We start from the raw sequence: 24,590 nt of genomic DNA on the forward strand, positions 1-24,590 counted from the left end.
GAGCCGTGACCAGGGGGCGTCCCGCTCGACGCTCCCTAGTCCGACCACCTGCGGTAGAGGCTGTTTTCAAACCCCGCCTGATCCAGAATCTTTCCGACCACAAAATCGATCATGTCGTCCAGAGTTCGCGGCTGGTGGTAAAACGCCGGCATGGCGGGGATGATGCGCGCCCCGGCACGGGCCAGCCTGAGCATGTTCTCCAGGTGGATTTCGCTTAAGGGGGTCTCGCGGGGTGCCAGCAGCAGCGGCCGGTGTTCCTTGAGCATGACGTCGGCGCTGCGCTCGATCAGGTTAGCGGAGATTCCGGCGGCGATCCGTCCCAGGGTGCCCATGCTGCAGGGGCAGACGATCATGGCGTCCGGCGCGGCCGAGCCGCTGGCCGAGGCGAAGAAGAGGTCGTCCGGCGCCACCACCCTGATGGCAGTTTTCAGGCCGAGGTGGCCGGCCAGCCGTATCCCGGCCTCGACCGGGTCGCCGGACAGGTCCAGGCCGGTTTCCTCCCGGCAGACAAGCCTGCCGCTGGGGGTGGCGGTGAGGGTCAGTTCCACGTCCCGGCGTGCCAGTTCCCGCGCCAGGCGCAGGCCGTAGATGGCGCCGGAGGCACCGGACAGGGCCAGCAGGATTCGTTGTCGTTTCATGCCTGCCTCGTCAGCACTTCAGCCGCCGTGCCCAGCAGGAAGACGACGCTGATGTAGCCGTTCATGTTGAAGAACGCCGCGTCCAGCCTGGTCAGGTCGCCGTTCCGCAGCAGCCAGTGCTCGTAGAGCAGCATGGCCGCCGTTATCAGGATACCGGCCATGAACCAGGGGCCCATCTGCATGAGGGAGAACAGTGCCAGCAGCAGCCCCAGCATGACCATGTGGAAGATGCGCGCGGCCCACAGCGAACCCTCCACCCCCAGCAGCACCGGGATGGAGTGCAGGCCGGCGGAACGGTCGTACTCCAGGTCCTGGAGCGCGTAGAGGATGTCGAAGCCGGCCACCCAGAAGAGCACCGCTCCCCCCAGGATCAGGGCCGGAGGGTCGATGCTGCCGCGGATGGCTACCCAGGCCCCCAGGGGGGCGGCGGAGAGGCAGAGCCCCAGCACCACATGGGCCAGCGAGGTGAAGCGCTTGCAGTAGGAGTAGAGCAGCAGGAAGAAGATCGCTAGAGGGGAGAGGAACAGGCAGAGCCGGTTCAGCTGGCCGGCCGCCACCAGCATCAGGATGAGCGAAGCGAGGATGAAGAGCAGGGTGGCGCCCCTGCCGATCAGGCCGGCCGGGATGGCGCGCCCCGCGGTGCGGGGGTTGCGGGCGTCGATGGCGGCGTCGATCAGGCGGTTGAGCCCCATGGCGGCGGTGCGGGCGCCGACCATGGCCAGCACGATCCAGAACAGCTGGCGGCCGGTTGGCATGCCGCCGGCCGCCAGGAGCGCGCCGGACAGGGCGAAGGGGAGGGCGAAAACCGTGTGGGAGAACTTGATCATCTCCAGGAACACGGCGATCTTTCCGATGGGTCCGTTGTGTGTCATGGCGTTCATTCCAGTCCGTATTCCTTCCAGCGGCGGGCGATGCGTCGCGCAACGGCTTCGTCCGGCTGTATCCGCTGCCGCGCCATGCGACAGCCGGTGGCGTCCAGGGCCGTTCGCAGGCCTGAGCTGTCCCTGATCATGTCGCCATCAACGTCGCAGCTGTTGATGGCGGACCAGGCAACCGTGCCCAGGTCGTCCGGAGCGGTTCCGGCATCCACGAATATCAGCAGCCGGCTGGCAGTAAACCAGGGGGTTTCCCAGAGCCGGGAGGCTGTTTCCCTTACCATGGCCGGAGTCGGGTTTTCAAGGGAAATGATGGCGCTCTGGTGGAAGACCCACTGCAGCGGTAAGCAGATCTCGGCAATGCCCGGGATCAGCCGCTGCAGGAATGCCAGCAGCAGCCGCTCCCAGGCCCGGGCCATCCAGCAGTCCTCCATGGGGGGCGGCCCCACCACCGTGGCCGGGATGATCGCGTGAGGGCGGTGGCTGATGGTGGTGACCCTCATCAGGCTGGCGTCGGTGGCGGGGGAGTAGCTGCCGGTGTGGTTGCCAAAGGGACCCTCGCGTACCGTTTCAGCGGGGTTCACGTACCCCTCGATGAGCAGTTCGCAGGCGGCCGGGACCATCAGCGGCACCGTGCGACAGGCAGTGGTCCGCAGGGGGGACGAGGCGAGGAAGCCGGCAAAGGTAAGTTCGTCCAGCTCCCCCGGCAGGGGGAACAGGGCGCTCAAGGTCATGGCCGGCGGGCCTCCCAAGGTGATGGCCACCGGCATGGGCACCCCCCGGCGGCGGTAACGTTCCAGATGCCGGCCGGCTCCGCTCCCCTGCTTCCAGCGCAGGGCCAACTCCGTCGGGCCGCGAAGCTGGGCGCCGTACATGCCGCAGTTCTGGTGGCCGCTCTCCGGGTGACGGGTGTAGACCTGGCCCAGGGTGATGTAGCGGGGAAAACCGTCGCTGCCGCCGTCGCCGGGCCAACTCTGCAGGAAGGGAAACAGCCCCAGGTCGGGCGCTGCCATGGCTGTCAGTCGCGGGTCGGGTTTCGGCGAGGCGTGCGGAGAGAAGCGGGAGAAGTCGGCCAGACCGGCGATCTGGCGGTCCAGGCTGGACAGCTCGGGAGCCGGAATCCCGCCAAGCAGCGCCGACATGCGCTCCGTCAGGTGCTTCAGGTGATCAACCCCCAAGGCAAGGCAGACCCGGCGGGGGGAACCGAACAGGTTGGTGGCGACCGGAAAGCGCGATCCGGTGGGGGCGCGGAAGAGCAGCGCCGGCCCGTTCATGGGAGACTTGCAGACCCGGTCGGTGATGGCGGCGATCTCCAGCAGCGGGTCGACTTCGGCGTCGATTGCGGCAAGCTCGTTGCGGCGTTCCAGGGTGGCGATGAAGTGTTGCAGGTCAGGGGACGCCATGGTTCAGTCCAGGAATCTGTCGGCGAAATCCATCACGCACAGGCCGCCGTAATGGGGATGGGGGGCGCAGGCGATGCCGCTCACGGCGAAGGAGCGGCGGAAGATGTTCCTGCGGTGCCCGCGTTCCGGGACGCCGTCGTTGATGATCAGTTGCATGACCATACCGCGCGGGTTGCCCGGGCCGTAGGCGATGTTCTCGCCGATGCGTCCCTTCCACCTGCCCTGGCGGGCGATGCGTTCGCGCACGCCGCCGCTGGTGCCCGCATGGCCGGTGCCGCCGGTTTCGCTCTGCTCGCGGGCGAGTTCAATGGCGGCGGCAGCCAGCCCCGGAGACCAGGAGAGCGCGGGCAGCGGTTTCTGGCGCTCAAGAAAGCGGATCGCCTCGTCCACGGCATCAGTTCCCTCCCTGGTCTGTATGGGGAGGGGGCTGCCGGGAACATTGTATGCCGTTCCCTCGGAGACGTTGCGCAGGTGACGCAGATAGTCGGCGTATCTGTGGGGCTGGCTGCGGGCAAGGTTGATCTCTTCCAGGATCTTGCCGGCAAAGCAGGCTGGCGAAGCGTCCGCCCGGCTGACCGGTAGCAGGGCCAGGCAGATAAGCGTGAGTATGAATGCGAAAGTTCTGTTCATTGCGTGCCGGCCCCCCCGCCGGAGCGGGTGAAGTGCCGGCAGGGGGCTGTTTTCGTTCATTCGCCGAAACGGTTGCGGTAGTACTCGGCGCCGCGCCGGAGTTTGATGGCTTTTCTGTACAGTTCTTCGTACTTCAGTGCCGCGTCGTCCCAGGTGAAGCGCTGGGCCATGCCGTTTTTCCTCAGGGCTGCCAGCCCCTGGGGGTTGTTGTAATAGGTGTAGACCGCCCAGCCGACGGTGTCGAAGAGCGCCTGGGCGCTGTGGCTCCAGAACTTGAAGCCGGTGCCGGTGAGCGTCTCTTCGTCGAAATTCTCCACGCTGTCCTCCAGGCCGCCGGTGGCGCGCACGATGGGGGGGGTCCCGTAGGCCAGGCTGTACATCTGGTTCAGGCCGCACGGCTCGAAGGCCGAAGGCATGACGAAAAAATCCGATCCCGCCTCCACCTTGTGGGCCAGGGCTTCGTTGTAACCGATGAGGCAGGCGAATTTTTCCGGGTACTGGGCGGCGATGTCACCGAAGTAAAAATGGGACCATGGCTCGCCGTTTCCGACCATGACGAACTGCAGATCCATCTCCAGGATGCGGTGAATGGCCTCGGCCAGGAGGTCGGTTCCCTTCTGTTTGACCATGCGGGAAACCACCCCCAGGAGCGGCACATCGTCACGCTGCGGCAGACCCATGGTCTCCTGCAGGTCCCGCTTGCAGGCTGCCTTGCCCTTCTTCACGGTGCGGGCTGAATAGTGCGCGGCGATGAAGCGGTCGCTTGCGGGGTTCCACTCCTCATAGTCGACACCATTGAGGATGCCGTGCAGGTCTCTGCCCCGGTCGCGCACGACCCCCTCCAGTCCCCAGCCGAATTCCGGCGTCTGGATCTCGCGGGCATAACCGGCGCTGACCGTGTTGAGCAGGGTTGCATGGTAGATGCCCCCCTTGAGCAGGTTGACCTGGTCATCCTTCTCCATCTCCAGGTAGTTGAAGTGCTTCCAGCCGATGCCGAGCACCTCCATCAGGCCGGGATAGAAATTCCCCTGGTGCTGCATGTTGTGCAGGGTCAGCAGCGCCGCAGCGTCACCCACCAGGCGGTCGTGCAAGTAGGATGTGTTCAGCAGGACCGGGATGGCGCCGGTATGCCAGTCATGGGCATGAACCACGTCCGGCCTGAAGTCGAGCATCTTGCACAGTTCCAGGGCTGCCTTGGAGAGAAAGACGAAGCGGTTGTCGTTGTCCAGGTACCCTTCGCCATCCTGCTGATAAAGCCCGGCACGGCCGTAATAGCCCTCATGTTCCAGGAAATAGATCGGGACATCGCTCCCCGGAAGGCGCCCCTCTAGGACCGAGCAGTACTGGTTGCCCATGATTCCCATGGGTACCACCAGGGTTCCGGGTAGGGGGCGCAGGTCGAATTTTTCTCGATTGACGCTGTAGTAGCGCGGGATTACCACGCGCGCATCGTGTCCCATGCGGGAGAGGTACTTGGGCAGGGCGCCGACCACATCGCCGAGCCCCCCCTCCTTGGCGAAGGGGGCGGCCTCGGAGGCGGCGAACAGGATCGAGAGTTTTTCCGGGCTGTTCATCATTTTTTCCGACTCCCTTTGTTAGTGTACGGAACTGAGGAACTATAACAGGCAACTCGCTGGTATCCAATGCAAAACATTGGGTCTGTTCGGGAATGTGCCGATTTTGCTGAGAACGTCGCGGTAGAGACGTGCAGCCAGTCCGGCGCGTACGATGGGGAAGGGGAATACCAGGCCCGGTAAGCTCGGGCCGAGTGGCTATTGCAGTGGCCGGTGCACGAGAAAAGCCACCAGCTGCGGGAGCTGGTGGCTTGTGTATTCAAGTCTGTTCGGGATTTATTTGGGCACGCTTTCCCAGTCAGCCAGGAACTTCTTGATGCCGGCGTCGGTCAGGGGGTGCTTGGACAGCTGGAGCATGACCGAATAGGGGATGGTGGCGATGTCGGCGCCGATCAGGGCCGAGTTGAGCACATGAATCGGGTTGCGTACGCTGGCGACGATTATCTCGCTGGTGTAGCCGTAATTGTCGAACATGGTGCGGATCTCTTCAATGATGCCCATGCCGTCCTGGGAAATGTCGTCCAGCCTGCCAACAAAGGGGGAGACATAGGTGGCGCCGGCCTTGGCGGCCAGGAGCGCTTGCAGGGAGGAGAAGATCAGGGTGACGTTGGTCTTGATTCCCTTTGCGCTGAGGGCCTTGGTGGCCTTGAGCCCTTCAGGGGTCATGGGGACCTTGACAACGATATTTGCGTGGATCTTGACCAGCTCCTCGGCCTCTCTGATCATGCCAGGAGCATCCAGGGCGATGACCTCGGCCGAGATGGGGCCGTCGACGATGGAGGTGATCTCCTGGATGACCTCCTGGAATTTGCGGCCTGATTTGGCAATCAGTGACGGGTTGGTGGTTACGCCGTCAACCAGGCCCAGTTCGTGTGCTTCGCGTATTTCGCGGACATCCGCGGTGTCGATGAAAAACTTCATTGCTCTCCTCCGTTGGGTTATGTGTGTTCGGGATGCTCCCGGAACCTGTCGCGACAGGCCGGTGAGCAGAAGTAGTGTATTTTGCCACGGTATGTATCGACCACGGCGTCATCCTCGGTGACGTAGATCCCGCAGACCGGGTCGCGGTGGGTGGCAGAGGTCGGTCCGCGTTCCCGCCGGGTATCATCCGGGTGTTTCGCTGTCCGTTTCAACGAGGAAACGATCCGGAAGCCGCAGTACACGAGCAGCCCCCAGAGCAGTAGTCGAATCATGGTGTCTCTCTTGTTCGCTCAGAGTGGCTTCACGCGCTCCGTCGGGGGGAGTGCCTGAAGCAGCTCGGCCACGGTGCGTCCCAGGGTGGGGTGAGTGAGGTCGGGCGCCAGGTCATGCAGCGGCTGGAGTACGAAGCGCCGCTCTGCCATGGCGGGATGGGGTACGGTCAACTCATCGCTGGTGATCACCAGGTCACCGTAGAGCAAAAGATCCAGGTCCATGGCGCGTGGCCCCCAGCGCAGGGTTCGCTTGCGGTGGAAGATGTTATGTTCGATCTTAAGGAGTCGACGCAGCAATTCCAGGGGGGAAAGGCGGGTGGAGAGCCGCAGGACTGCGTTGTAAAAGTCAGGCTGTTCGTTGACGCCCACCGGCGAGGTCTCGTAAAAGGATGACAATCCGCGGACCCTGCTCTCGGGCAGTTTGCCCAGTTCAGCCACCGCGCGCAGCAGGTTGAGCTCCCTGTCTCCCTGATTGGAGCCAAGGCCGATGTAGGCATCCGTTTCCACGCAGGGGATTAAAACACAACCGGATTCTCACGTCAACCGCACTCTGCTGGATGGCGGGGGCGATCAGACAAAAAAACACCCTGGCAACTAGGAGGGAAAATTACCAGGGCACATGAGGTTCGCGTGGAACCTCGCAATCTGTTCGTCTATCTATTTTTAGTATAGCAATCGCGTTTCAGGTTGTAAAAGCAATATCAACGCCGACGATGTCACGTCTCAAGGGGGGAGATGACATTAGTTTCTCCAGTATAGCGGTAAAAGCGCGATGCGCAATCAGTGGCTATTTTATCCCGTGGGCAGGGAGTCTTGCACGCCCTCCTGCAGCCGTGGGTAGCGCAGGGTGATGCCGAGCCGCTGGAACATACGGGAAGGGTTAACCACCCTTGACTCGCTGACGTAGGAGAGCATCAGCGGGGACATGACCCGGTGCGCCTCCTCCATGGTCACCTGTGGCTGGCGCGGCTCTCCCAGCGCATCGGCCACGATGTTGAAGTACTCGGTCATGCTGCAGGGGTTGCCGTCGCTGACGTTGAAGATCTCGCCAGCCTCTCCCCGTTCCGCCGCTGCCATGCAGATTTGGGCCAAATCGTCGGCATGGATGCGGTTACTGGGGCCTGATTCCTCCAGGCGCAGTAGCGGCTGCCCCTGTTTGATCTGGGTCAGCGGCAGCCTGCCCGGCCCGTAGATTCCGCTTACCCGCAGGATGATGAGCGGAATGCCGTATTCAGCGCAGTATGCAGTAAAGGCTTTTTCCGCGTCCAGGCGCCGTTTTCCCATTGAGGAGGTGGGGAGCGCCGGTGACTCCTCCGTTACCATTGAACCGTCTTTGGCGGTGTAGACCGAGGTTGCGCTCATGTAGATGATTCTGGACGGCTGCGACGAGCCGGCCACTGCCTGGAGGAAATTACGGGCCCGCTGGTCATAGATTCCGCCACCGGGCGGGGGGACGAGGTAGAAGAGAACACTGCCATCCAGGTCCATGGGGGGAATCAGGGTGATGTCGTTCAGGGGGGCGGCGATGGCGTCGAATCCCTGGGTTTGCAGATAATCACGCCGTTCGGCGGATCTGGTCATGCAGGTCACCTGGCTGCCTGCCTCCCGCGCCAGTCGGGCGATGCGCTCGCCGATGTATCCGCTCCCCGTGATACATACTCTATTCATGGTAGACACTCCTGAGCAAAGCTTTTGTGTGGGCGTTATGGTAGCACAAAAAAGGGCTTCGCGGCAAAGCCGCGAAGCCCAGGGTACTGCGGTGGTATCTGAATACTATGCTTCGTAGTTCAACTGAGCCATCTGCTGATAGAGCTTGTTGCGGCGCGCTGACAGCGCAGCAGCTCTCTTGGCAAGCTTCTCTGCTTCTTCAGGCTTGATCTTCTTGAGGACTTTCCAGCGATTCTCACCGTTGATGAAGTCTTCGTAGGAGGTCGTGGCAGCCTTGCTGTCAAGCTGCAGCGGGTTCTTGCCTGCTTCCGCCAGTTCAGGATTGTAGCGATAGAGCGTCAGGTAGCCGGAAGATACTGCTTTTTTCTGCTCATCAACGGCGGTGGTCATGTTGATGCCGTGGGCGATGCAGTGTGAGTAGGCGATGATCAGTGAAGGACCGTCATAGGCTTCCGCTTCCATGAAAGCCTTGACGCACTGACCGGGGTTAGACATTGAAATACTTGCAACATAGACGCTGCCGTAGGCCATGGCGATCAGACCCAGGTCTTTCTTGCCGATCGGCTTGCCGCCGGCCGCGAACTGGGCAACAGCGCCCATGGGGGTTGATTTGGAAGCCTGACCACCGGTGTTGGAGTATACTTCGGTGTCCAGAACCAGCAGGTTGATGTTCTTGCCGGAAGCGATGACATGGTCGAGACCGCCGTAACCGATGTCATAGGCCCAGCCGTCGCCACCGATGGCCCAGACCGATTTGTTGACCAGGTAATCGGTCAGCGGAACCAGCTTCTTGGCTGCGTCGCTGGTGTTGCCCTTGAGTGCGGCTTTCAGCTTATCAACGCGTGCGCGCTGCGCTTCAATACCGACCTGTGTTTTCTGGTCTGCATTCTTGATGTCCTGCAGCAGTGTCTTGATGTCTTTCACTTCGGCACAGTCGCAGGCGATCAGTTCGTCAACCAGCTCATATGCGGCTTCCTTGAACTTGTCAACGCCCAGACGGAGACCGAGGCTGAATTCGGCGCAGTCTTCGAACAGCGAGTTGTTCCAGGTCGGTCCACGGCCGTCAGCGCGCTGAGCATAGGGGGTGGTGGGCAGGTTGCCGCCGTAGATGGAGGAACAACCGGTAGCGTTGCCCATCATCAGACGGTCGCCGAACAGCTGGGTCAGCAGTTTCAGGTAGGCTGTTTCGCCGCAACCGGCGCAGGCGCCGGAGTATTCGAACAGCGGGCGCACCAACTGGCTGCCACGCAGGGTGTCCAGTTTGAGCTTTTCGATGGGTACTTCCGGCAGGTTGAGGAAGAAGTCGTAGTTGGCTGCCTCACTGGCGCGCAGTGGCGGCTGGAACTGCATGTTGATGGCTTTGTGATTCGGATCTTCCTTGCTCTTGGCCGGGCAGTTGTGGACGCAGGCGCCGCAACCGGTACAGTCTTCAGGAGCGGTCTGAAGGGTGAATTTCATTCCCTTGACCTCGGCGATCTTGGCGTCGCAGGACTTGAAGGTTGCCGGTGCGTCGGCAAGACAGCTTTCCGGATAAGCCTTCATGCGGATGGCGGCATGGGGGCAGAGGAAGGAGCAGATGGCGCACTGGATGCAGAGTTTTTCGTCCCACACCGGGATGTCAACGGCGATGTTACGCTTCTCGTACTGCGAAGTCGCGGTCGGGAAGGTGCCGTCGATGGGCATGGCGGACACGGGCAGTGTATCGCCATGGCCGGAAATCAGCTTGGAGGTTACTTCCTGAACAAACTTGGGTGCGTGTGCCGGAACTGCCGGCGGCATGACCAAGCTGCTGGTGGCCGTTGCCGGAATCTTGACTTCATGGATGTTGGTGAGACCGGCGTCAACGGCGGCATAGTTCATGTTAACGACTTTGTCGCCAGCCTTGCCGTAGCTCTTCTTGATGGCTTTCTTGATATGTTCCACAGCCATGTCGATGGGGATGATGTTGGAGATCTTGAAGAAGGCGGTTTGCATGATCATGTTGATGCGTGCGCCCAAGCCGATTTCCTCACCCAGTTTGATGGCGTTGATGACGTAGAACTTGAGCTTCTTGTCGATGATCTGCTTCTGAACTTCGATCGGCATCTTGTCCCAGACTTCATCGTGATCGAAGGGAGAGCAGAGCAGGAAGGTGCCACCCACTTTGGCCTTGCTGAGCATGTCATACTTCTCAAGGAAGGAGAAGTTGTGGCAGGCGATGAATTCGGCGTTGTCAATCAGGTACGGAGTGTTGATCGGTTGCTTGCCGAAACGGAGATGGGAGGTGGTGATTGAGCCGGCCTTCTTGGAGTCATAGACGAAGTAAGCCTGGGTGTAGTTGTCGGTGGCTTCGCCGATGATCTTGATGGTGTTCTTGTTGGCGCCGACGGTGCCGTCGGAGCCAAGGCCGAAGAACATTGCCTCGTAGACACCTTCCATGGAAGAGCGGAAGTTTGGATCGTAGTCGAGGCTGCAGTTTGTGACGTCTTCGATGATACCGACCACGAAGTTTTTCTTGGGCTTGTCGTTCTTGAGATTGTCAAGAACTGCCTTGGCCATGGCCGGAGTGTACTCCTTGGAGCCGAGGCCGTAACGGCCGCCGACGATGGTCGGATACTGGCCGCCGAAGAGGGTGGCGTCGTCGGACATTGCTTCGCCGATGGCGGTGCGTACATCCAGGTACAGCGGCTCGCCCAGGGAACCGGGTTCCTTGGTGCGGTCGAGGACAGCGATTTTCTTGACGGTTTTGGGGAGTGCGGCGATGAGTGCGGCAGTCGGGAACGGACGATAGAGGCGAATCTTGACAACGCCGACCTTCTCGCCAGCTTTGTTCAGGGCTGCGGCAGCTTCAGCGGTGGTATCTGCTGCGGTGCCCATGACAACAACAACACGCTCGGCATCCGGGGCGCCGACATAGTCAACCAGTTTGTAGTTGCGGCCGGTGAGTTTGCCCAGCTTGTCCATTTCTTCCTGGACAATGTTGAGGCAGGGAGCATAGAAGGAGTTAACCGTCTCACGGCCCTGGAAGTAGACGTCCGGGTTCTGGGAGGTGCCGCGGATGATCGGACGGTCCGGGCTCATGGAGCGGGCGCGGTGGGCATTGACCAGGTCGTCGGTAACCAGGGCGCGCATATCGTCAAAGGTCAGTTCCTCAACCTTGGACAGTTCATGGGAGGTGCGGAAACCGTCGAAGAAGTGGATGAAGGGAACCCGCGAGCGCAGGGTGGATGACTGGGAAATCAGGGCAAAGTCCATGACTTCCTGGACGTTGTTGGCGCAGAGCATGGCCCAGCCGGTGGAGCGGCAGGACATGACGTCGGAGTGGTCACCGAAGATGTTCAGAGCAGCGGCGGAAATGGCGCGGGCTGAGATGTGGAATACGGTGGAGGTCAGCTCGCCGGCGATCTTGTACATGTTGGGGATCATCAGCAACAGACCCTGGCTGGCGGTGAAGGTGGTGGTCAGGGCACCGGCCTGCAGCGCGCCGTGCACGGCACCGGCTGCGCCTGCCTCGGACTGCATCTCGAATACCGAGGGGATGGTGCCCCAAAGGTTTTTTTCACCTGCGGCGCTCTTGATGTCGCAGTACTCAGCCATGTTTGACGACGGGGTGATCGGGTAGATGGTCATTACTTCGTTAGTGGCATGGGCCACATGGGCAACGGCGGTGTTACCATCAATGGTTACCATTCTTCTGCTCATTCGTTCCTCCTCAGGTTTGTGTGTGACACGTGATTTCATGCGACGTTTGTTCTGCTCGACTGACTTACATGTTTTGTTACAGTTCCTTGGGTGAACTGGATCTGTAGATGAACGACATGGGTTAGAGCTGGTTCCGTCCCTGTAGTGCCCACTGGACCGTGGCTGCGTCCACATACTCGATATCACTTCCCAGGGGTATGCCGTGCGCCAGACGCGAAATCCGTATGCCGAGTGGTTTCAGGAGCTTGGCCAAGTACAGCGCCGTCGCTTCTCCCTCGACGGTGAAATTTGTGGCAATCACAACCTCGTCGACTCCGCCCCTGCCGATCCTGGCCAGTAGTTCGGCTATTCTCAGTTCCGACGGTCCGATACCCGCCAGGGGGGAAATCACGCCTTCGAGAACGTGGTAGGTGCCGTGATAGGCGTTGCTCCGCTCCAGGGCCATCAGGTCCTGGGAATTCTCGACCACGCATATGGTGCCTGTGTCCCGGTCCCCCGCGCAGATGGCACAGGGGTCATCCTCGGTTATTGCAAAACAGATCGAACAGGAACGCACCCTGCTTTTTACTTCGAGCAGTGATTCCGACAGTGCGGTCAGATTCTGAGGAGTTTTTAGCAGGTGGAATGCAAGCCTGAGGGCGGTGCGTTCGCCTACACCGGGCAACTTCTTCAACTCTCCCACCAATCGTGACAGTGCGGAAGGCTTAGTTAGCATATATTCCAAAACAAGTAAAACGGTTTTTGGCTGGGCCGATGATATAAGCCGCTAAAATAGCGTTTTTCACGGCGCGGCGAAGTCTGCTTGACCATGAAAAAAACGACACTTTGTGCGTATCTCCTATTAGCCGAACTAAACAAATTAGTCAAACGAAAAAAAAGCTTGAGGTGAATTCATGAATAATGGGGGCGCAGGGTATGCGTATCGTTGTTGAAGGGGGGGTCAGAAAAGACCGGGTATGTTCATTCCGCCAGTAATTTTAGACATTTCCTCGCTCAATTCGGCCTGGACCTTCTTGAGGGCGTCATTGACGGCGGCAATGACCAGGTCTTGGAGCATCTCCACGTCCTCGGGATCCACCGCTTCTTTTTTTATCGAGAGTGAAATTATTTCGTTCTTTCCGTTGACGGTGACCGTCACTGCGCCGCCGCCGGCGGTGGATTCGGCTGTTTTCTGGGCCGCCTCTTCCTGCAGTTTGGCCATCTTGTTCTGGATCATCTGCGCCTGTTTCATGATATTGGCTAGACCTTTTGACATCTCGTTCCTCCTGGTGGTGTATACAGTGGTTGTATCGTCGCTACAAGGCAGTGGTGAAGCAGGTCACCATTGCCTTGTCGGTCGGCTTGGCTGTCTTGCTCTGGTTTTTTTGTTGTCGTTTGTCGCGACATTGGTCATACCACTTTAACGCTGTTTGCTTTTTGCAAGGTGAATCTGCTTTACTGATTCTGTTTGGGTGCGGGTGCCTGAGCCGTCTCAGGCCTCGCGGATCTCGGTGATGGTTCCGCCGAAGATGCGTAGGGCCTCCCGTACCAGCGGGTGCTCGTTGACCTCCTGTTTCAGCTCCTGCTGGCGCTGTTCACGATCGCTCTTTTTTTTTTCCGCCAGCGAGGGGGGGGCACCGGCTGTCTCGCGGGCGATGGACTGTATGCGGATATTGGTCTCCTGGCCGGTGAATTCCCGGGCCAGCGCCCTGAGTTGGGCGATGGAGTCGGTATCCTGGATGTTTGCCAGATAGTAGCTGCCGGCCGGGAAGCCGATCTCCATCAGACCAGCCTCCTGTCGGATGGGGCTGCCGTGTTCCAGCACCGAGCCGAGGGCCGGGTCCTTTTCGCTGGCGAAGCTGACGAAGCGCTCCCAGGAGGGAAGGGCAGTGTCTCTCAGTTTTTCCGGCGCTGGGGGGGCGGAAGGTTCGGGAGGTACGGAAGCGGCCGCAGGTTGCTGCTGTGGTCTCTCGGTTGGTTGTTGTTGGCGCTGCTCCCCGACCGGCGGCATGCGGACGCTGTCCCGGGGAGAGGGTGTTGTCCACGTGGTGCCACTCTCAAGCGCCTGTAGTTTTTCCAATAATTCCTGGATCGGTATCACCGGCTCCAGGGTGGCCGCCTTCAGCAGGGCGATCTCCAGAACCAGCCTGGGGAAGCTGGCGTGGGCCATCTCGCCGTCGGCTCTGATCAGGAGCGTCAGCCGGCGCTGGATATCCTGGCTGGAGAATCCGTTTGCCTGGCGACGCAGATCGTCCAGTTCCGGCGCTGACAGGTCCAGGATCTCTTCCGGTTTCCGGACCGAGCTTACCACCATCAGGTTGCGGAGCTGCTCGATCAGCTCCTGGCAGAACTGGCGCAGGTTGTATCCCACCTCGTCCACCTGTCTGATGCCTGCCAGCACTGCCTGGGTGTCGGCTGCGAAGATGGCTGCGGAGATGTTCGCCAGCAGCCTGCGGTCAACGGCGCCGATCAGGGTGGCCGTATCTTCGTCGCTTACGTTGCTGCCGCAGCAGGCCAGCACCTGGTCGAAGGCGGTCAGGGAGTCGCGCATGCTGCCGTCCCCCTTGCGGGCGATCAGGGCCAAGGCCGAATCGTTGATGCTGATCCCCTCGGCGTCGGCGATCTGGCGCAGGCGGCCGATGATCTTGGCCAGCGGGATGCGCTTGAAGTCGAAGCGCTGGCAGCGGGACAGGATGGTGATGGGGAGTTTGTGCGGTTCGGTGGTGGCAAAGATGAACTTGACGTGCTCGGGAGGTTCCTCAAGCGTCTTCAGCAGGGCGTTGAAGGCGTTGGTGGAGAGCATGTGGACTTCATCGATGATGAAGATCTTGTAGCGGCTGTGGGAAGGGAGATACTTGGCGTTGTCGCGCAGTTCGCGGATGTCGTCCACGCCGGTATTGGACGCGCCGTCTATCTCGAAGACGTCGGTGGATGTGCCCTTGGTGATTTCGATGCACAAGGGGCAGGTGTTGCAGGGTTCGGTGGAGACGCCCCGTTCGCAGTTGAGGGCCTTGGCCAGGATGCGGGCCGTGCTGGTCTTGCCGACACCGCGGGCTCCGCTGAACAGGAAGGCGTGGGCCACGCGGCCGGAATCGATTGCGTTCTGAAGGGTGCGGCTGACGTGTTCCTGGCCGGTCAGTTCCGAAAGGGTCTGGGGACGGTATTTCCTGGCCAGGACTTCATAGTGCGTGCCGTTGGACAAGAGATCGAACCTCACAGGTCTTCTGTCGCCCCGACATCCCGTGCGTGAAAGTATGGGGTGAATTCATGCCGGTGGCACGTGGCGTTAGGACTGGGATGGGGTGGCTGCACGACGTGCAGACGCAGATGATAGCCGGGCTTGCCCGCGGCACACGGCGGGGGCCGCTGCCGTTGCTTCCTTCCGGACCTGGCGGGGTTCACGGCTTGCCGTTGCGCGAGGCCCGGCTATCATCTCCGCCTGCAGGTGGAGCAACCAATAAAAATGGCGGAGAGAGAGGGATTCGAACCCTCGGTACGCTATTAACGTACACACGCTTTCCAGGCGTGCTCCTTCAACCGCTCGGACATCTCTCCGCATTGGGAAAGCGAAATATAATTCATGCGAAACCGTTTGTCCAGCTTTTGTTGATTTGATCTTGGATCAATGATGCAAATCGGTGTACTCTGCCCGGCAGCGCGCAACACAAGGAGGGTGAGAGCAGCATGAAGATAGTCATTGTAACCGCCATGCCGGAAGAGAGCGCGGCGGTGATGAAGCGGGCCGGGGGGCTGAAAAAGACGCTGCTGGAAAGCAGAAAGAGGTACGGCTTCTCCATGTGCGGACACGAGCTGATCCTGGTTGAGTCGGGGATGGGGATGCTCAATGCCGGCTGGGCTGCCGCGGCCCTTGCCGCCGAAGGGGCCGACCTGATGATATCCGCCGGTTTCGGGGGCGCCGTTCTGGAAGGGCTCGGGGTGGGGGAGCTGGTCATGGCCCGGCAGGTGCTGCACTGGAGCGGGTCCGAGTTGGAGGAGGTGGCGGTGGGATTCTACGGCCTGAATGCCGTTGCCGACAGTCTCTCGCTGCGGCTGGCAACATTCGTTTCCTGCGATCAGATCCTCAACAAGCGTGACCTGGCGCTGCGTCTCCCTCCCCAGGCGACTAATCCGGTGGTGGAGATGGAGAGCGCAGCCGTGGCCCGCGTCGCGGCCAGCCATGGCATCCCGTTCCTGGCCATGCGCGCCATCAGCGATCCCTGGGATGAGGAGATGGACTTCACCATCGACGAGTTCTGCGATGACAGCATGCGCATCCGGCCCACCAAGGTGCTGGCTACCATTCTGCGTCGGCCGCGTATCATCCCGCAGTTGGTCCGCCTGGCCCGAACCAGTCGCGTGGCGGCTGGTGGACTCGCGCGGGGCACGGAGCGCCTGCTGGCAGCGATCTGAAGCGGAAAACGGTGTCACCTTCTGGCGGCACCGTTTCACGGTTGGGGGCAAAAAGAACGGCCAACTTCAGGCGGATGCCGACTCGATCACTCGCACCTCATCCCCCGGGCGGACCGTCCCGCCGCTGATGACCCTGGCGAAGACACCCTCCTTAGGCATGACGCAGTCGCCGGCCTGGTGGTAGATGGCGCAGCGGGTGTGGCACTCCTTGCCGATCTGGGTGACCTCAAGCTGTGTCTCCCCCACCTGCAGGCGTGTGCCGATGGGCAGCGATACCAGTTCGATGCCGCTGGTGGTGATGTTCTCGGCGAAATCGCCCGAGTTCACGGCCAGCCCCAGCTTGCGCATCTTGTCGATGCTTTCCGCGGCCAGCAGGCTCACCTGGCGGTGCCAGTCTCCTGCGTGGGCGTCGCCGACGATGCCGTGATTTTCTCGCAGGGTCACCGCCTCCAGCGGCGTCTTGCGTTCACCCTTCTTTTCGCTGATACAGGTGGCCACGACCTGTGCCATGTCAGCCTCCTATCTGTGACATATTGAAATTCTTGTGGTGGTAGCCGTCCTGGGTGATGCCGTGGCGTTCCGGCTTGCTCATGACCACCTCCTTCAGTACTTTCTCCAGCCCCTCCCGGTCCGGCGGCCGCAGCCAGGGGATCAGGTCGGTCGCTTCGTCGGCGAACAGGCATCCCTTGGCCTTTCCGGTTGAGGTTACCCGGATGCGGTTGCACTCGCTGCAGAAGTGGCCGGACACGGCGGTGATGATGCCGATGTGGCCCTGGGCACCCGGAATGCGGTAGTCCCGCGATGGCCCGGAGAATATGCCCCGGTCCACCTCCTCCAGAGGGTACCTGGTGGAGATCCGCTCCAGGATTTCGCTGCCGGAGATGCAGTAGCGCTGCCAGCCGTTCTCCTTGATGGCCGGCATGTATTCGATGAAGCGCACCGGGTTGCCCCGCGTCAGGGTCAGGGCGGCAAAATCCAGGATCTCGCCGTCGTTCACCCCGCGCATGGTCACCACGTTGATCTTGGGCGGAGGGAATCCCGCCCGTTCCGCGGCATCCAGGCCGGCCAGAACCTTCTTCAGGTCGCCGCCGCGGGTGATCTTCCCGAAGGTCTCAGGGTTGAGGGAGTCCAAGCTGACGTTCAGGCGCTGCACGCCGGCCCGGTACAGGTCGCTGGCCATCTCTTCCAGCAGCAGTCCGTTGGTTGTCACCGCCAGATGCTGCAGACCGGGGATGGCGGCCAGGCGCTCCAGAAAGCCGACCACGCCGATGCGCACCAGCGGCTCGCCGCCGGTGATACGGATCTTCTCGATGCCCAACTTCACCGCAGTCTCGGCTATCAGGAGTAGCTCCTCGTAGCTGAGCACCGACTTGTGCCCCTTGTCCACCACACCCACGCTGGGCATGCAGTAGAAGCAGCGCATGTTGCAGCGGTCGGTTATGGACAGACGCAGATAGTTGATTTTTCTACCTAGAGAATCGGTCAGGTTCATGTCTACCCATCACGCAATCAGTTGGATTTATTGTCACGGAAACCTACAGGAACCGATGGACAACGGTGAATGCAGCCATTGATCTTCGAAAATGCGCGGTTTATGTCACTGCCGGTGTTTTGGGCTCCGGCGCTATGCGACTCTACAAAAAGAATGGACCAAAGATGTCACTGGTCTGCGCGGATGATCCTCTCCACCACGAAATCGGCAACCTGGACCGGGTTGTTGATATCCAGTACCGGCACATCCAGGTCCAGCGGCTCGTCACTGGCGACCGCCAGCAGGGTGGGGTCGTGTTCCTCTCCCCGGCAGAGCAGGGTCGGGCTCCGCTCCCTGCGGTGCACCTCAATCTTGGGGAGGGAACTCCTCTTGAACCCCTCGGTGAGCACGATGTCCACGTCGCTGAAGTATGTTTCGACCAGCTCTTCCAAGGGGGGCGTCCGGGCATGTTTCTTGATCAGGGCCAGCTTTTCCGGGGAGGTTATCAGCATGGTGGCGGCGCCGGCGGCAGCCAGGCGGTGCGAATCCTTGCCCGGGTGATCGATATCGAAGCTGTGGGCGTCATGCTTGATGGCGCCGATACGGTAACCGCGTTTCTCCAGTTCCTGGATCACTTTTTCCAGCAGGGTTGTTTTGCCGGTGTTGGATTTTGCCACAAAGGCGACAACTCTGGCGGACATGACGGTGCTTCCCCTCCCCTTAGAACGACGATTTAGCCGATGGGGTACTGTAATGCAAAGGCAGGCGGGATGCAAAGGAAAAGCTGATAATATTGACCTGGGTCATGTCTGATTGCGTTCCGGGCTGGCATGATCACAACCATGGAAACGATGACGAAGCGACAGAAGAAGGATATCAGGCTGCTGACAGGGTTTGTACGGCTCTACTGCGCGGGGCATCACGGCGAGACCAGCCGGGTCGACGTCAGGCTTCCCGCAGATCTGGGGACGGTGCCGCTCTGCGGCGAGTGCGGCCAGCTGTTGTCATACGCCGTTTCGAAACGCCTGTCATGTCCCCTGGAGGGGGAAAAGCCGAGCTGTAAGCGCTGCCGGATCCATTGCTACGGTGACCGGGAACGGCAAAAAATCCGCCAGGTCATGGCCTGGGCGGGGAAGAGGATGATCATGTCCGGCAGACTGGCCTATCTCTGGCACTATCTCTTCTGAAGCCACGAACCGCGCGACCTGTTTGACGGACATCAACGGACAGACACCACAAGGAGAATCAAATCATGCTCAGAAAAATCGTCAAGATCGATCAGGAAAAATGCAACGGCTGCGGACAGTGCGTACCATCCTGCGCCGAGGGGGCGATACGTATTGTAAACGGCAAGGCGGTTCTGGCCGCCGATAACCTGTGCGATGGCCTGGGAGCCTGCCTGGGTGATTGCCCCTTGGGCGCCATCACCGTCGAGGAGCGCGAGGCCGACGAGTTCGATGAAGCGGCCGTGGAGCGGCACCTGAAGGCCCAGGGAAGAGACATTGCGCCCCATCAGAAGGCTCAGGCATCGCAAGCGTCCCCCGGTCATCATCACCATGGCGGTGGCTGCCCCGGTTCACGGGCCATGAGTTTCAGTCGTCCCACGGGGGAGTCGACGGATCAGCCTAAGGGGAGTCGCCAGAGCCAGTTGGGGCAATGGCCGGTACAGCTCAGCCTGGTGTCCACCAGCGCCCCCTATTTCCAGGGCGCTGACCTGCTAATTACCGCTGACTGCGTTCCGGTGGCCTATGCCGGGTATCACGAGGATTTTCTGAAGGGGAAGGCGGTTGTCATGGGCTGCCCCAAGCTGGATGACAATGGCTTCTATCAGCAGAAGCTGACCGAACTGTTCATCAAATCGGACATCAGGAGTATCACCGTGCTGAAGATGGAGGTCCCCTGCTGCGGCGGCATCGCCTTGGCCACCCGTCAGGCACTGGCCGCCTCGGGCAAGCAGATCCCCTATCGCGAGGTCGTCATCACCCTGCAGGGTGAGGTGAAGGAATAGACTGGAAATAGTCCCGGGCTATGGAACGCGGGAAAAGCGGATACAACTGGATAACGTCGGGTTTGATTCCCCGTCCGGTTCGTATCCGTTTTTTCCGGCCTTTTCAGAGTCGGTCCGTGTTCCATGTATTATGGGCGATTCTGCAGGGAAAACCCTTGCCTGATCCCCACGAATAGCAGCCGCTGGTGGTTGCAAGCGCGGCGAAACCTGCTATCACAGGTGATGCTTGCCAGTGCCAATCAACGCGAGGGGGAGTTCCTATGACAACCATCGAGATCATTCAGACCGATATCACCACCCTGGCGGTGGATGCCATCGTCAATGCGGCTAACAGCACCCTGCTGGGGGGGGGAGGGGTTGACGGCGCCATCCACCGTGCAGCCGGTCCGGATCTGGTGCAGGAGTGCGCCACTCTGGGGGGCTGTCCCACCGGTGAGGCCAAGATCACCAAGGGGTACCTGCTCCCGGCCCGGCATGTCATCCACACGGTCGGCCCGGTCTGGCACGGCGGAGGGAAGGGAGAGCCGAAACTCCTGGAGAGCGCCTACCGCACCTGCTTCCGGGTGGCCCGCCAGCACAACCTGGCCAGCATCGCCTTCCCGGCCATCAGCGCCGGCATCTACGGCTATCCCATGGCCGACGCCGCCATGATCGCCCTCACCGTGGCCAGGGAGGAGGCGGAAAAGGGAGGTCTGCAGCGGATCATCTTCGTCCCCTTCAGCAGCCAGGCGGAGAAGGTCTACCGGGATGTTGCCGCCAGTTTGGGGATCCAGCCCGCGTAGTCCCGCCGTTACCCATCCGTGGGGGAGGGCGCACCCTCCCCCGTCTTCACTCCGTCCCTCTTTTTCGTACTCACCTGTAAACATTAGAACGTTTGACATCGCTGGAATTGTCTGTCATTAAAATTCTTCGAATGAGTTTAACTTTAGACTTTTGATCAGTCACCGAAAGGGCACAGCAGGGGCAACCCTGTGTCGCAAAGCTACCATCCCTGAGCGGGGATAGAGGGGTTATCGAAGTGAGTGGATATGGTTTTTACGAGAACAGGCCACGTTTCCTTTGATGCACGGGAGGCGTGGCTCTTTTATGCATAGGTGGGAGGGTTAATAGGGGATAGTTCCCTGTTTAGTGAACACAAAAAATCTGGGAAGTGTCCCACGTTTTTCCCGACACGGGACGAACTGGAGCTGCTCTACGCCTATCGTTTAACCACCACCGTAAACCGGCGCGTAATTACCTGCATTGTTACCATCATCTCCGAAGAAGGCGTGGAAAAGTAAAAGAGCGGTACATGAAGCTGTGACCTAATGAAATGCAATCCAATGGAGGTTGTCCTATGCCAGACTTCAAAGATAGAATCACTCGCCACTCTGAACACGTCAAAAACGCCGGACCGCATTGTTCGACAGAAGAAACAACGAAACAGGCTTTAATCTTACCCCTCCTTGATGTCCTTGGCTTTAGCCCTTACGACCCCACAAAAGTCAAAGCTGAATATGGCGCCAACCTCCCGACCATCAAAGCCAACGAACGGGTCGATTACGCCCTTTTCGTGGATGACAACCCCGTCATGTACATTGAGGCTAAATCCTGCCCTGATAGACTCACCAACCACACAGGACAACTGGCCAGATACTTCAACGCGACCCCCGATGTTTTCGTTGCCGCCATCACCAATGGCAGGGAATGGCGTTTCTTTAGCGACCAGAAGCACAGCAATATCATGGATACCACGCCGTTCCTGACGGTTGATTTCGAAAACATCGCTGATAGCGATATCGAAAAACTCGAACGGTTCCGCTACGGGAGGTTCAACCCCGACGGCATGCGCACTTTTGCCGAAGAGCAGACACTACAGGACAGTTTCACCACAACTATCGAGGGCTGCTTGCGCGATCCAGACGCCGATTTCGTGCGGTTTATAGCATGCAGATCAGATGCATGCGGAAGGTTGACCCCCAAGCAGATCGAGACCTATACCCCGATCGTTAAAAAATCCCTGGCTGAGGCTATCAGCAAAGTCGTTGTAGGAGGCCTCAACGTACCCATCGCCCGCCAGATCCCATCACCGCCACTCGATTCTCCGCAATGTGATAGCCCAAACGGAGACATCATTGACCCGAACAACCCCAAAATAGTCACCACCGAAGCGGAGCGCAGGGTGCTGGAGATTGTTCAGGCGATACTTGAAGGCCAGGCTGACCCAGATGAAATTATTGGCAAAGATACTGAAACCTATTTCTCAGTCTGTTATCAGGGTAAGAATAACCGCTGGCTGCTGCGTTACTACGGCAACAGGGGTACACCCTTCGCCATGTTCAACATCCCCATGACTCAGGAGCGCACCGGTCAGGCCAAACGAGCGGGGCTTGAGGTAAGGTCTAACAACGGCATCTCCCTTACCAAACCGGAACACTTGATGAAACTGTCGAATATGTTTTTTGACGCACTTGAATACTGCAAAGATGACGAAAATTTCAGAAAGAAAAACGGGTCAAATACTGCAGACGAAGCGAGTGAATAGAAACAAAAGGACCGCAAATGAACGGAGCGTGTGGTGCGGGGTCAGGCGCTGAAGGCTTGAACTTGCATTGTGCTGGGTAGGGTTTTTAGGCAAACGCCTTGGTCTGGAACGGCAGCCGATGACCCGGTGTCGCGTGCGCTCTCGCCTAGGGGGGAAGTGTACCTCGTTTTTTAATGCCCTCCTCTCGTGCGCTGCTCCATTTCTTGTGTGGCATTAATGCTGGCCTAAATGCTATAAGGAACCTTGCGGTTATTTTATATATTCTGCTAAAAACCAATAGGATACCTTGTAGTATAGGGTGGAATCAATGTCGGAATCTGAAGCGCGAGAGCTGGGGTTATACACGAGAACCAGCGGGCCTCTACCCTCCTACCAACAGCAGTTTCACATAAGCCTCTACCACAAGAGCGATCTTCTGCAGTTGCAATGAACCTAAATTCGGCAGTCCAACGTCATGCCCGGAAGAAGAAAGGTATATGCGGAATTAACCGATCGATCGGGCGCACATCCGGACAGCCTGATCAGTTGTCCCCCTTGCTGCTGACCCCCCATCCGTGCTACAAAAGCCCCATGCTCCATCTCAAACAACTCTCCAAAGACTTTGCAGGCAATCCCCTGTTTACCGACATATCCTGGCACCTGAAGAAGGGTGAGCGCGTGGCCCTGGTGGGCGAGAACGGCGCCGGCAAATCCACCCTGATGAAGATCATCGCCGGCTTGATCGAACCCACATCCGGCGAGATCCAGTTCGCCCGCGGCGCCCGGGCCTCCTACCTGCCCCAGGATGGCATCGTCACCTCCGGAACCTCGCTGTTCCAGGAGGCGCGCTCCGCCTTCGGGGAGCTTCTGGCCATGGAACAGGAGCTGAACCGGCTGGGGCAGGAGCTGGAACAGCTGCCCGCCTCCTCCAGCGAGCATGAGCAGCTGCTTCAGCGCTACGGAGAGTTGCAGGAGCAGTTCCGCCACCGGGGTGGCTACACCATGGAGGCCGAGATCGGCACGGTGCTCAAGGGCCTGGGCTTCTCGCCGGACGACTGGCAGCGGGACTGCGGCGAGTTCTCCGGCGGCTGGCAGATGCGCATCGCCCTGGCGCGGCTGCTGCTGCAGCGGCCGGACGTGCTGCTGCTGGACGAACCGACCAACCATCTGGACCTCGAGGCACGCAACTGGCTGGAATCATACCTCTGCTCCTATCCCGGCTCGGTGGTCCTGGTGTCCCACGACCGCTTCTTCATGGACCAGGTTTGCAGCCGGGTGGCCGAGGTCTGGAACCACGCCATCAGCGACTACCACTGCAGCTATTCGCGCTATCTGGTCCAGCGCGATGAGCGCATTTCGGCCCTGCGGGAGGCCAAGCGCATCCAGGACGAGGAGGTGGAGAAGATCGAGGATTTTATCCGCCGCTTCCGCTACCAGGCCAACAAGGCCTCGCTGGTGCAGTCGCGCATCAAGCAACTGGAAAAGATCGAGCGCATCGTCATCCCGCCGGAGCGCAAACGGATCCGCTTCCACTTCCCCGATGCGCCCAAGAGCGGCAGGGTCGTCATGGAACTGAAGAAGCTGACCAAGGCCTTTGGCAACCACACCGTGCTGGACCGCGTCGATCTGGTGATCGAAAAGGGGGAGCGGGTCGCCCTGGTGGGGCATAACGGCGCGGGCAAATCCACGCTCATGTCCGTTTTAGCCGGCGCGGAGTATCAGGGGGGGCAGTGCATCGCCGGCCATAACCTGGCCATGGACTACTTTGCCCAGGACCAGGCCAGCGTGCTGGATTCCACCCGCAGCGTTTATGAGGAGATCTACAGTGACGCCCCCTACGAGATGGTTCCCCGGCTGCGGGATATCCTGGGTGCCTTCCTCTTTTCCGGCGACGACATCAACAAGAAGGTGGGAGTGCTGTCCGGCGGGGAGCGCAACCGCCTGGCCCTGGCCAAGATGCTGCTGCGCCCTTCCAACCTGCTGCTGATGGACGAACCGACCAACCACCTGGACCTGTTCAGCAAGGAGGTGCTGCTGGACGCCCTGCGCTCCTTTGACGGAACGGTAGTCTTCGTCTCTCACGACCGCTACTTCGTCAATGGCCTTGCCACCCGCGTCGTGGAGGTGGAGGGGGGCCGGCTGATCGATTACTTCGGCGATTACGAGTACTATCTGGAAAAGAAGGAAGGAACGGAGCGCTCTGCTACTCCGGCGCCCCCTTCACGGAACAACGGCGGCGAAACAGGAACAGCCTCGGTGGAACCGGAGCCCCTGCCGGTTTTCGAGAAGGCGGAGCGGCTGAAAGACCGCGAGGAGCAGAAACGGCTCAAGCGCGAGGGAGAGAAACGGCAGAAACAGCTGGGCGAGGTCGAAAAGCAGATCAGCCGTGTCGAATCAGACATCGCCCGTCTGGAAGAGGAAATGGCCGGCCCCGGCTTCTTCGACGATCCTGAACGGGGCAAGGAGGCCGGCGAGCGCCACGCCGCCCTGAACGGGGAACTGGAGCAGCTCTACCAGGCCTGGGAGGAGCTGTCGGGGTAGGCTGCTGTCCCGATAT

Annotated in this window: 22 protein-coding genes, 1 tRNA gene, 1 other RNA gene, 1 pseudogene and 1 riboswitch; of the genes and pseudogenes, 7 read left to right on the forward strand and 18 right to left on the reverse strand. The window is 60.2% G+C overall.

Annotated features, from left to right (window positions below; translation table 11 throughout):
* Positions 1 to 35: 35 nt before the first annotated feature.
* The 15 genes from PPRO_RS01385 to PPRO_RS01450 all read right to left on the reverse strand — a co-directional run bounded on the left by PPRO_RS01385 (position 36) and on the right by PPRO_RS01450 (position 15,196).
* A complete protein-coding gene (locus PPRO_RS01385; RefSeq protein ID WP_011734237.1) occupies positions 36 to 638 on the reverse strand; it encodes a UbiX family flavin prenyltransferase in 603 nt (200 codons plus the stop codon).
* A complete protein-coding gene (locus tag PPRO_RS01390; RefSeq protein WP_011734238.1) occupies positions 635 to 1,519 on the reverse strand; it encodes a 4-hydroxybenzoate octaprenyltransferase in 885 nt (294 codons plus the stop codon). Before PPRO_RS01390 ends, PPRO_RS01385 begins: the two co-directional genes overlap by 4 nt.
* Positions 1,516 to 2,916 carry a UbiD family decarboxylase gene (locus tag PPRO_RS01395; RefSeq protein ID WP_011734239.1) on the reverse strand — a complete coding sequence of 467 codons (1,401 nt, stop codon included), beginning with the start codon at positions 2,914 to 2,916 and terminating at the stop codon, positions 1,516 to 1,518. The genes PPRO_RS01390 and PPRO_RS01395 overlap by 4 nt, the downstream gene beginning before the upstream one ends.
* Positions 2,917 to 2,919: 3 nt before the next feature.
* Positions 2,920 to 3,546 carry a CAP domain-containing protein gene (locus PPRO_RS01400; protein WP_011734240.1) on the reverse strand — a complete coding sequence of 209 codons (627 nt, stop codon included), beginning with the start codon at positions 3,544 to 3,546 and terminating at the stop codon, positions 2,920 to 2,922.
* A 56-nt stretch (positions 3,547 to 3,602) separates the two neighbouring features.
* Positions 3,603 to 5,123, reverse strand: coding sequence for a glycogen synthase GlgA (gene glgA, locus PPRO_RS01405; protein ID WP_011734241.1), 1,521 nt, complete (start codon positions 5,121 to 5,123; stop codon positions 3,603 to 3,605).
* 273 nt (positions 5,124 to 5,396) lie between these two features.
* A complete protein-coding gene (gene fsa / locus PPRO_RS01410) occupies positions 5,397 to 6,041 on the reverse strand; it encodes a fructose-6-phosphate aldolase (RefSeq protein ID WP_011734242.1) in 645 nt (214 codons plus the stop codon).
* A gap of 17 nt (positions 6,042 to 6,058) precedes the next feature.
* On the reverse strand, positions 6,059 to 6,313 hold the full coding sequence (locus PPRO_RS01415) for a YHS domain-containing protein (protein ID WP_011734243.1): 255 nt from the start codon (positions 6,311 to 6,313) through the stop codon (positions 6,059 to 6,061).
* An 18-nt stretch (positions 6,314 to 6,331) separates the two neighbouring features.
* Positions 6,332 to 6,820, reverse strand: coding sequence for a 2-amino-4-hydroxy-6-hydroxymethyldihydropteridine diphosphokinase (gene folK, locus PPRO_RS01420; RefSeq protein ID WP_011734244.1), 489 nt, complete (start codon positions 6,818 to 6,820; stop codon positions 6,332 to 6,334).
* Positions 6,821 to 7,105: 285 nt separating this feature from the next.
* Positions 7,106 to 7,981 (reverse strand): SDR family oxidoreductase, encoded by an 876-nt coding sequence (locus PPRO_RS01425; protein ID WP_011734245.1) that lies wholly within the window; start codon positions 7,979 to 7,981, stop codon positions 7,106 to 7,108.
* 105 nt (positions 7,982 to 8,086) lie between these two features.
* Positions 8,087 to 11,662: a pyruvate:ferredoxin (flavodoxin) oxidoreductase gene (gene nifJ / locus PPRO_RS01430; RefSeq protein ID WP_011734246.1), complete on the reverse strand. Its 3,576-nt coding sequence runs from the start codon at positions 11,660 to 11,662 to the stop codon at positions 8,087 to 8,089.
* A gap of 121 nt (positions 11,663 to 11,783) precedes the next feature.
* Positions 11,784 to 12,377 (reverse strand): recombination mediator RecR, encoded by a 594-nt coding sequence (recR, locus tag PPRO_RS01435; RefSeq protein ID WP_011734247.1) that lies wholly within the window; start codon positions 12,375 to 12,377, stop codon positions 11,784 to 11,786.
* Positions 12,378 to 12,602: 225 nt separating this feature from the next.
* Positions 12,603 to 12,917, reverse strand: a complete 315-nt coding sequence (locus tag PPRO_RS01440; RefSeq protein ID WP_011734248.1) for a YbaB/EbfC family nucleoid-associated protein — start codon at positions 12,915 to 12,917, stop codon at positions 12,603 to 12,605.
* 216 nt (positions 12,918 to 13,133) lie between these two features.
* Complete coding sequence (dnaX, locus tag PPRO_RS01445) at positions 13,134 to 14,843, reverse strand: DNA polymerase III subunit gamma/tau (RefSeq protein WP_011734249.1); 1,710 nt, start codon at positions 14,841 to 14,843, stop codon at positions 13,134 to 13,136.
* 127 nt (positions 14,844 to 14,970) lie between these two features.
* Positions 14,971 to 15,069, reverse strand: an RNA gene (ffs, locus tag PPRO_RS19860) — signal recognition particle sRNA small type.
* Positions 15,070 to 15,105: 36 nt separating this feature from the next.
* Positions 15,106 to 15,196: transfer RNA gene (locus PPRO_RS01450), tRNA-Ser, on the reverse strand.
* Between the two features lie 129 nt (positions 15,197 to 15,325).
* Between PPRO_RS01450 and PPRO_RS01455 the strand changes: the two genes are divergently transcribed.
* Positions 15,326 to 16,051 (forward strand): phosphorylase family protein, encoded by a 726-nt coding sequence (locus tag PPRO_RS01455; RefSeq protein WP_011734250.1) that lies wholly within the window; start codon positions 15,326 to 15,328, stop codon positions 16,049 to 16,051.
* A 66-nt stretch (positions 16,052 to 16,117) separates the two neighbouring features.
* Here PPRO_RS01455 and PPRO_RS01460 read toward each other — a convergent pair whose 3' ends face one another.
* From PPRO_RS01460 to mobB, 3 genes are all read right to left on the reverse strand, one after another.
* Positions 16,118 to 16,561, reverse strand: a complete 444-nt coding sequence (locus PPRO_RS01460) for an MOSC domain-containing protein (RefSeq protein WP_011734251.1) — start codon at positions 16,559 to 16,561, stop codon at positions 16,118 to 16,120.
* Position 16,562: 1 nt separating this feature from the next.
* Positions 16,563 to 17,543 carry a GTP 3',8-cyclase MoaA gene (moaA, locus tag PPRO_RS01465; protein ID WP_011734252.1) on the reverse strand — a complete coding sequence of 327 codons (981 nt, stop codon included), beginning with the start codon at positions 17,541 to 17,543 and terminating at the stop codon, positions 16,563 to 16,565.
* Between the two features lie 167 nt (positions 17,544 to 17,710).
* Positions 17,711 to 18,223, reverse strand: coding sequence for a molybdopterin-guanine dinucleotide biosynthesis protein B (gene mobB / locus PPRO_RS01470; protein WP_011734253.1), 513 nt, complete (start codon positions 18,221 to 18,223; stop codon positions 17,711 to 17,713).
* A gap of 141 nt (positions 18,224 to 18,364) precedes the next feature.
* Between mobB and PPRO_RS01475 the strand changes: the two genes are divergently transcribed.
* The 6 genes and pseudogenes from PPRO_RS01475 to PPRO_RS01495 all read left to right on the forward strand — a co-directional run bounded on the left by PPRO_RS01475 (position 18,365) and on the right by PPRO_RS01495 (position 24,574).
* Positions 18,365 to 18,709, forward strand: a complete 345-nt coding sequence (locus PPRO_RS01475) for a nitrous oxide-stimulated promoter family protein (RefSeq protein ID WP_041532080.1) — start codon at positions 18,365 to 18,367, stop codon at positions 18,707 to 18,709.
* Between the two features lie 65 nt (positions 18,710 to 18,774).
* Positions 18,775 to 19,530: an ATP-binding protein gene (locus PPRO_RS01480; protein ID WP_011734255.1), complete on the forward strand. Its 756-nt coding sequence runs from the start codon at positions 18,775 to 18,777 to the stop codon at positions 19,528 to 19,530.
* A 260-nt stretch (positions 19,531 to 19,790) separates the two neighbouring features.
* The gene (locus PPRO_RS01485) at positions 19,791 to 20,312 is read left to right on the forward strand and encodes an O-acetyl-ADP-ribose deacetylase (protein WP_011734256.1); all 522 of its coding nucleotides are present in this window, start codon (positions 19,791 to 19,793) and stop codon (positions 20,310 to 20,312) included.
* A gap of 159 nt (positions 20,313 to 20,471) precedes the next feature.
* A riboswitch (cyclic di-GMP riboswitch) is annotated at positions 20,472 to 20,548 on the forward strand.
* Between the two features lie 318 nt (positions 20,549 to 20,866).
* Positions 20,867 to 22,054, forward strand: a complete 1,188-nt coding sequence (locus PPRO_RS01490; RefSeq protein ID WP_011734257.1) for a type I restriction endonuclease — start codon at positions 20,867 to 20,869, stop codon at positions 22,052 to 22,054.
* 603 nt (positions 22,055 to 22,657) lie between these two features.
* Positions 22,658 to 23,185: pseudogene (locus tag PPRO_RS21775) on the forward strand (ATP-binding cassette domain-containing protein); the annotation flags it as partial.
* A 102-nt stretch (positions 23,186 to 23,287) separates the two neighbouring features.
* Positions 23,288 to 24,574: an ABC-F family ATP-binding cassette domain-containing protein gene (locus PPRO_RS01495; RefSeq protein WP_408633723.1), complete on the forward strand. Its 1,287-nt coding sequence runs from the start codon at positions 23,288 to 23,290 to the stop codon at positions 24,572 to 24,574.
* The last annotated feature ends 16 nt before the right edge of the window (positions 24,575 to 24,590 follow it).

It is taken from the genome of Pelobacter propionicus DSM 2379, assembly GCF_000015045.1.
GTDB classification, from domain to species: Bacteria; Desulfobacterota; Desulfuromonadia; order Geobacterales; family Pseudopelobacteraceae; genus Pseudopelobacter; species Pseudopelobacter propionicus.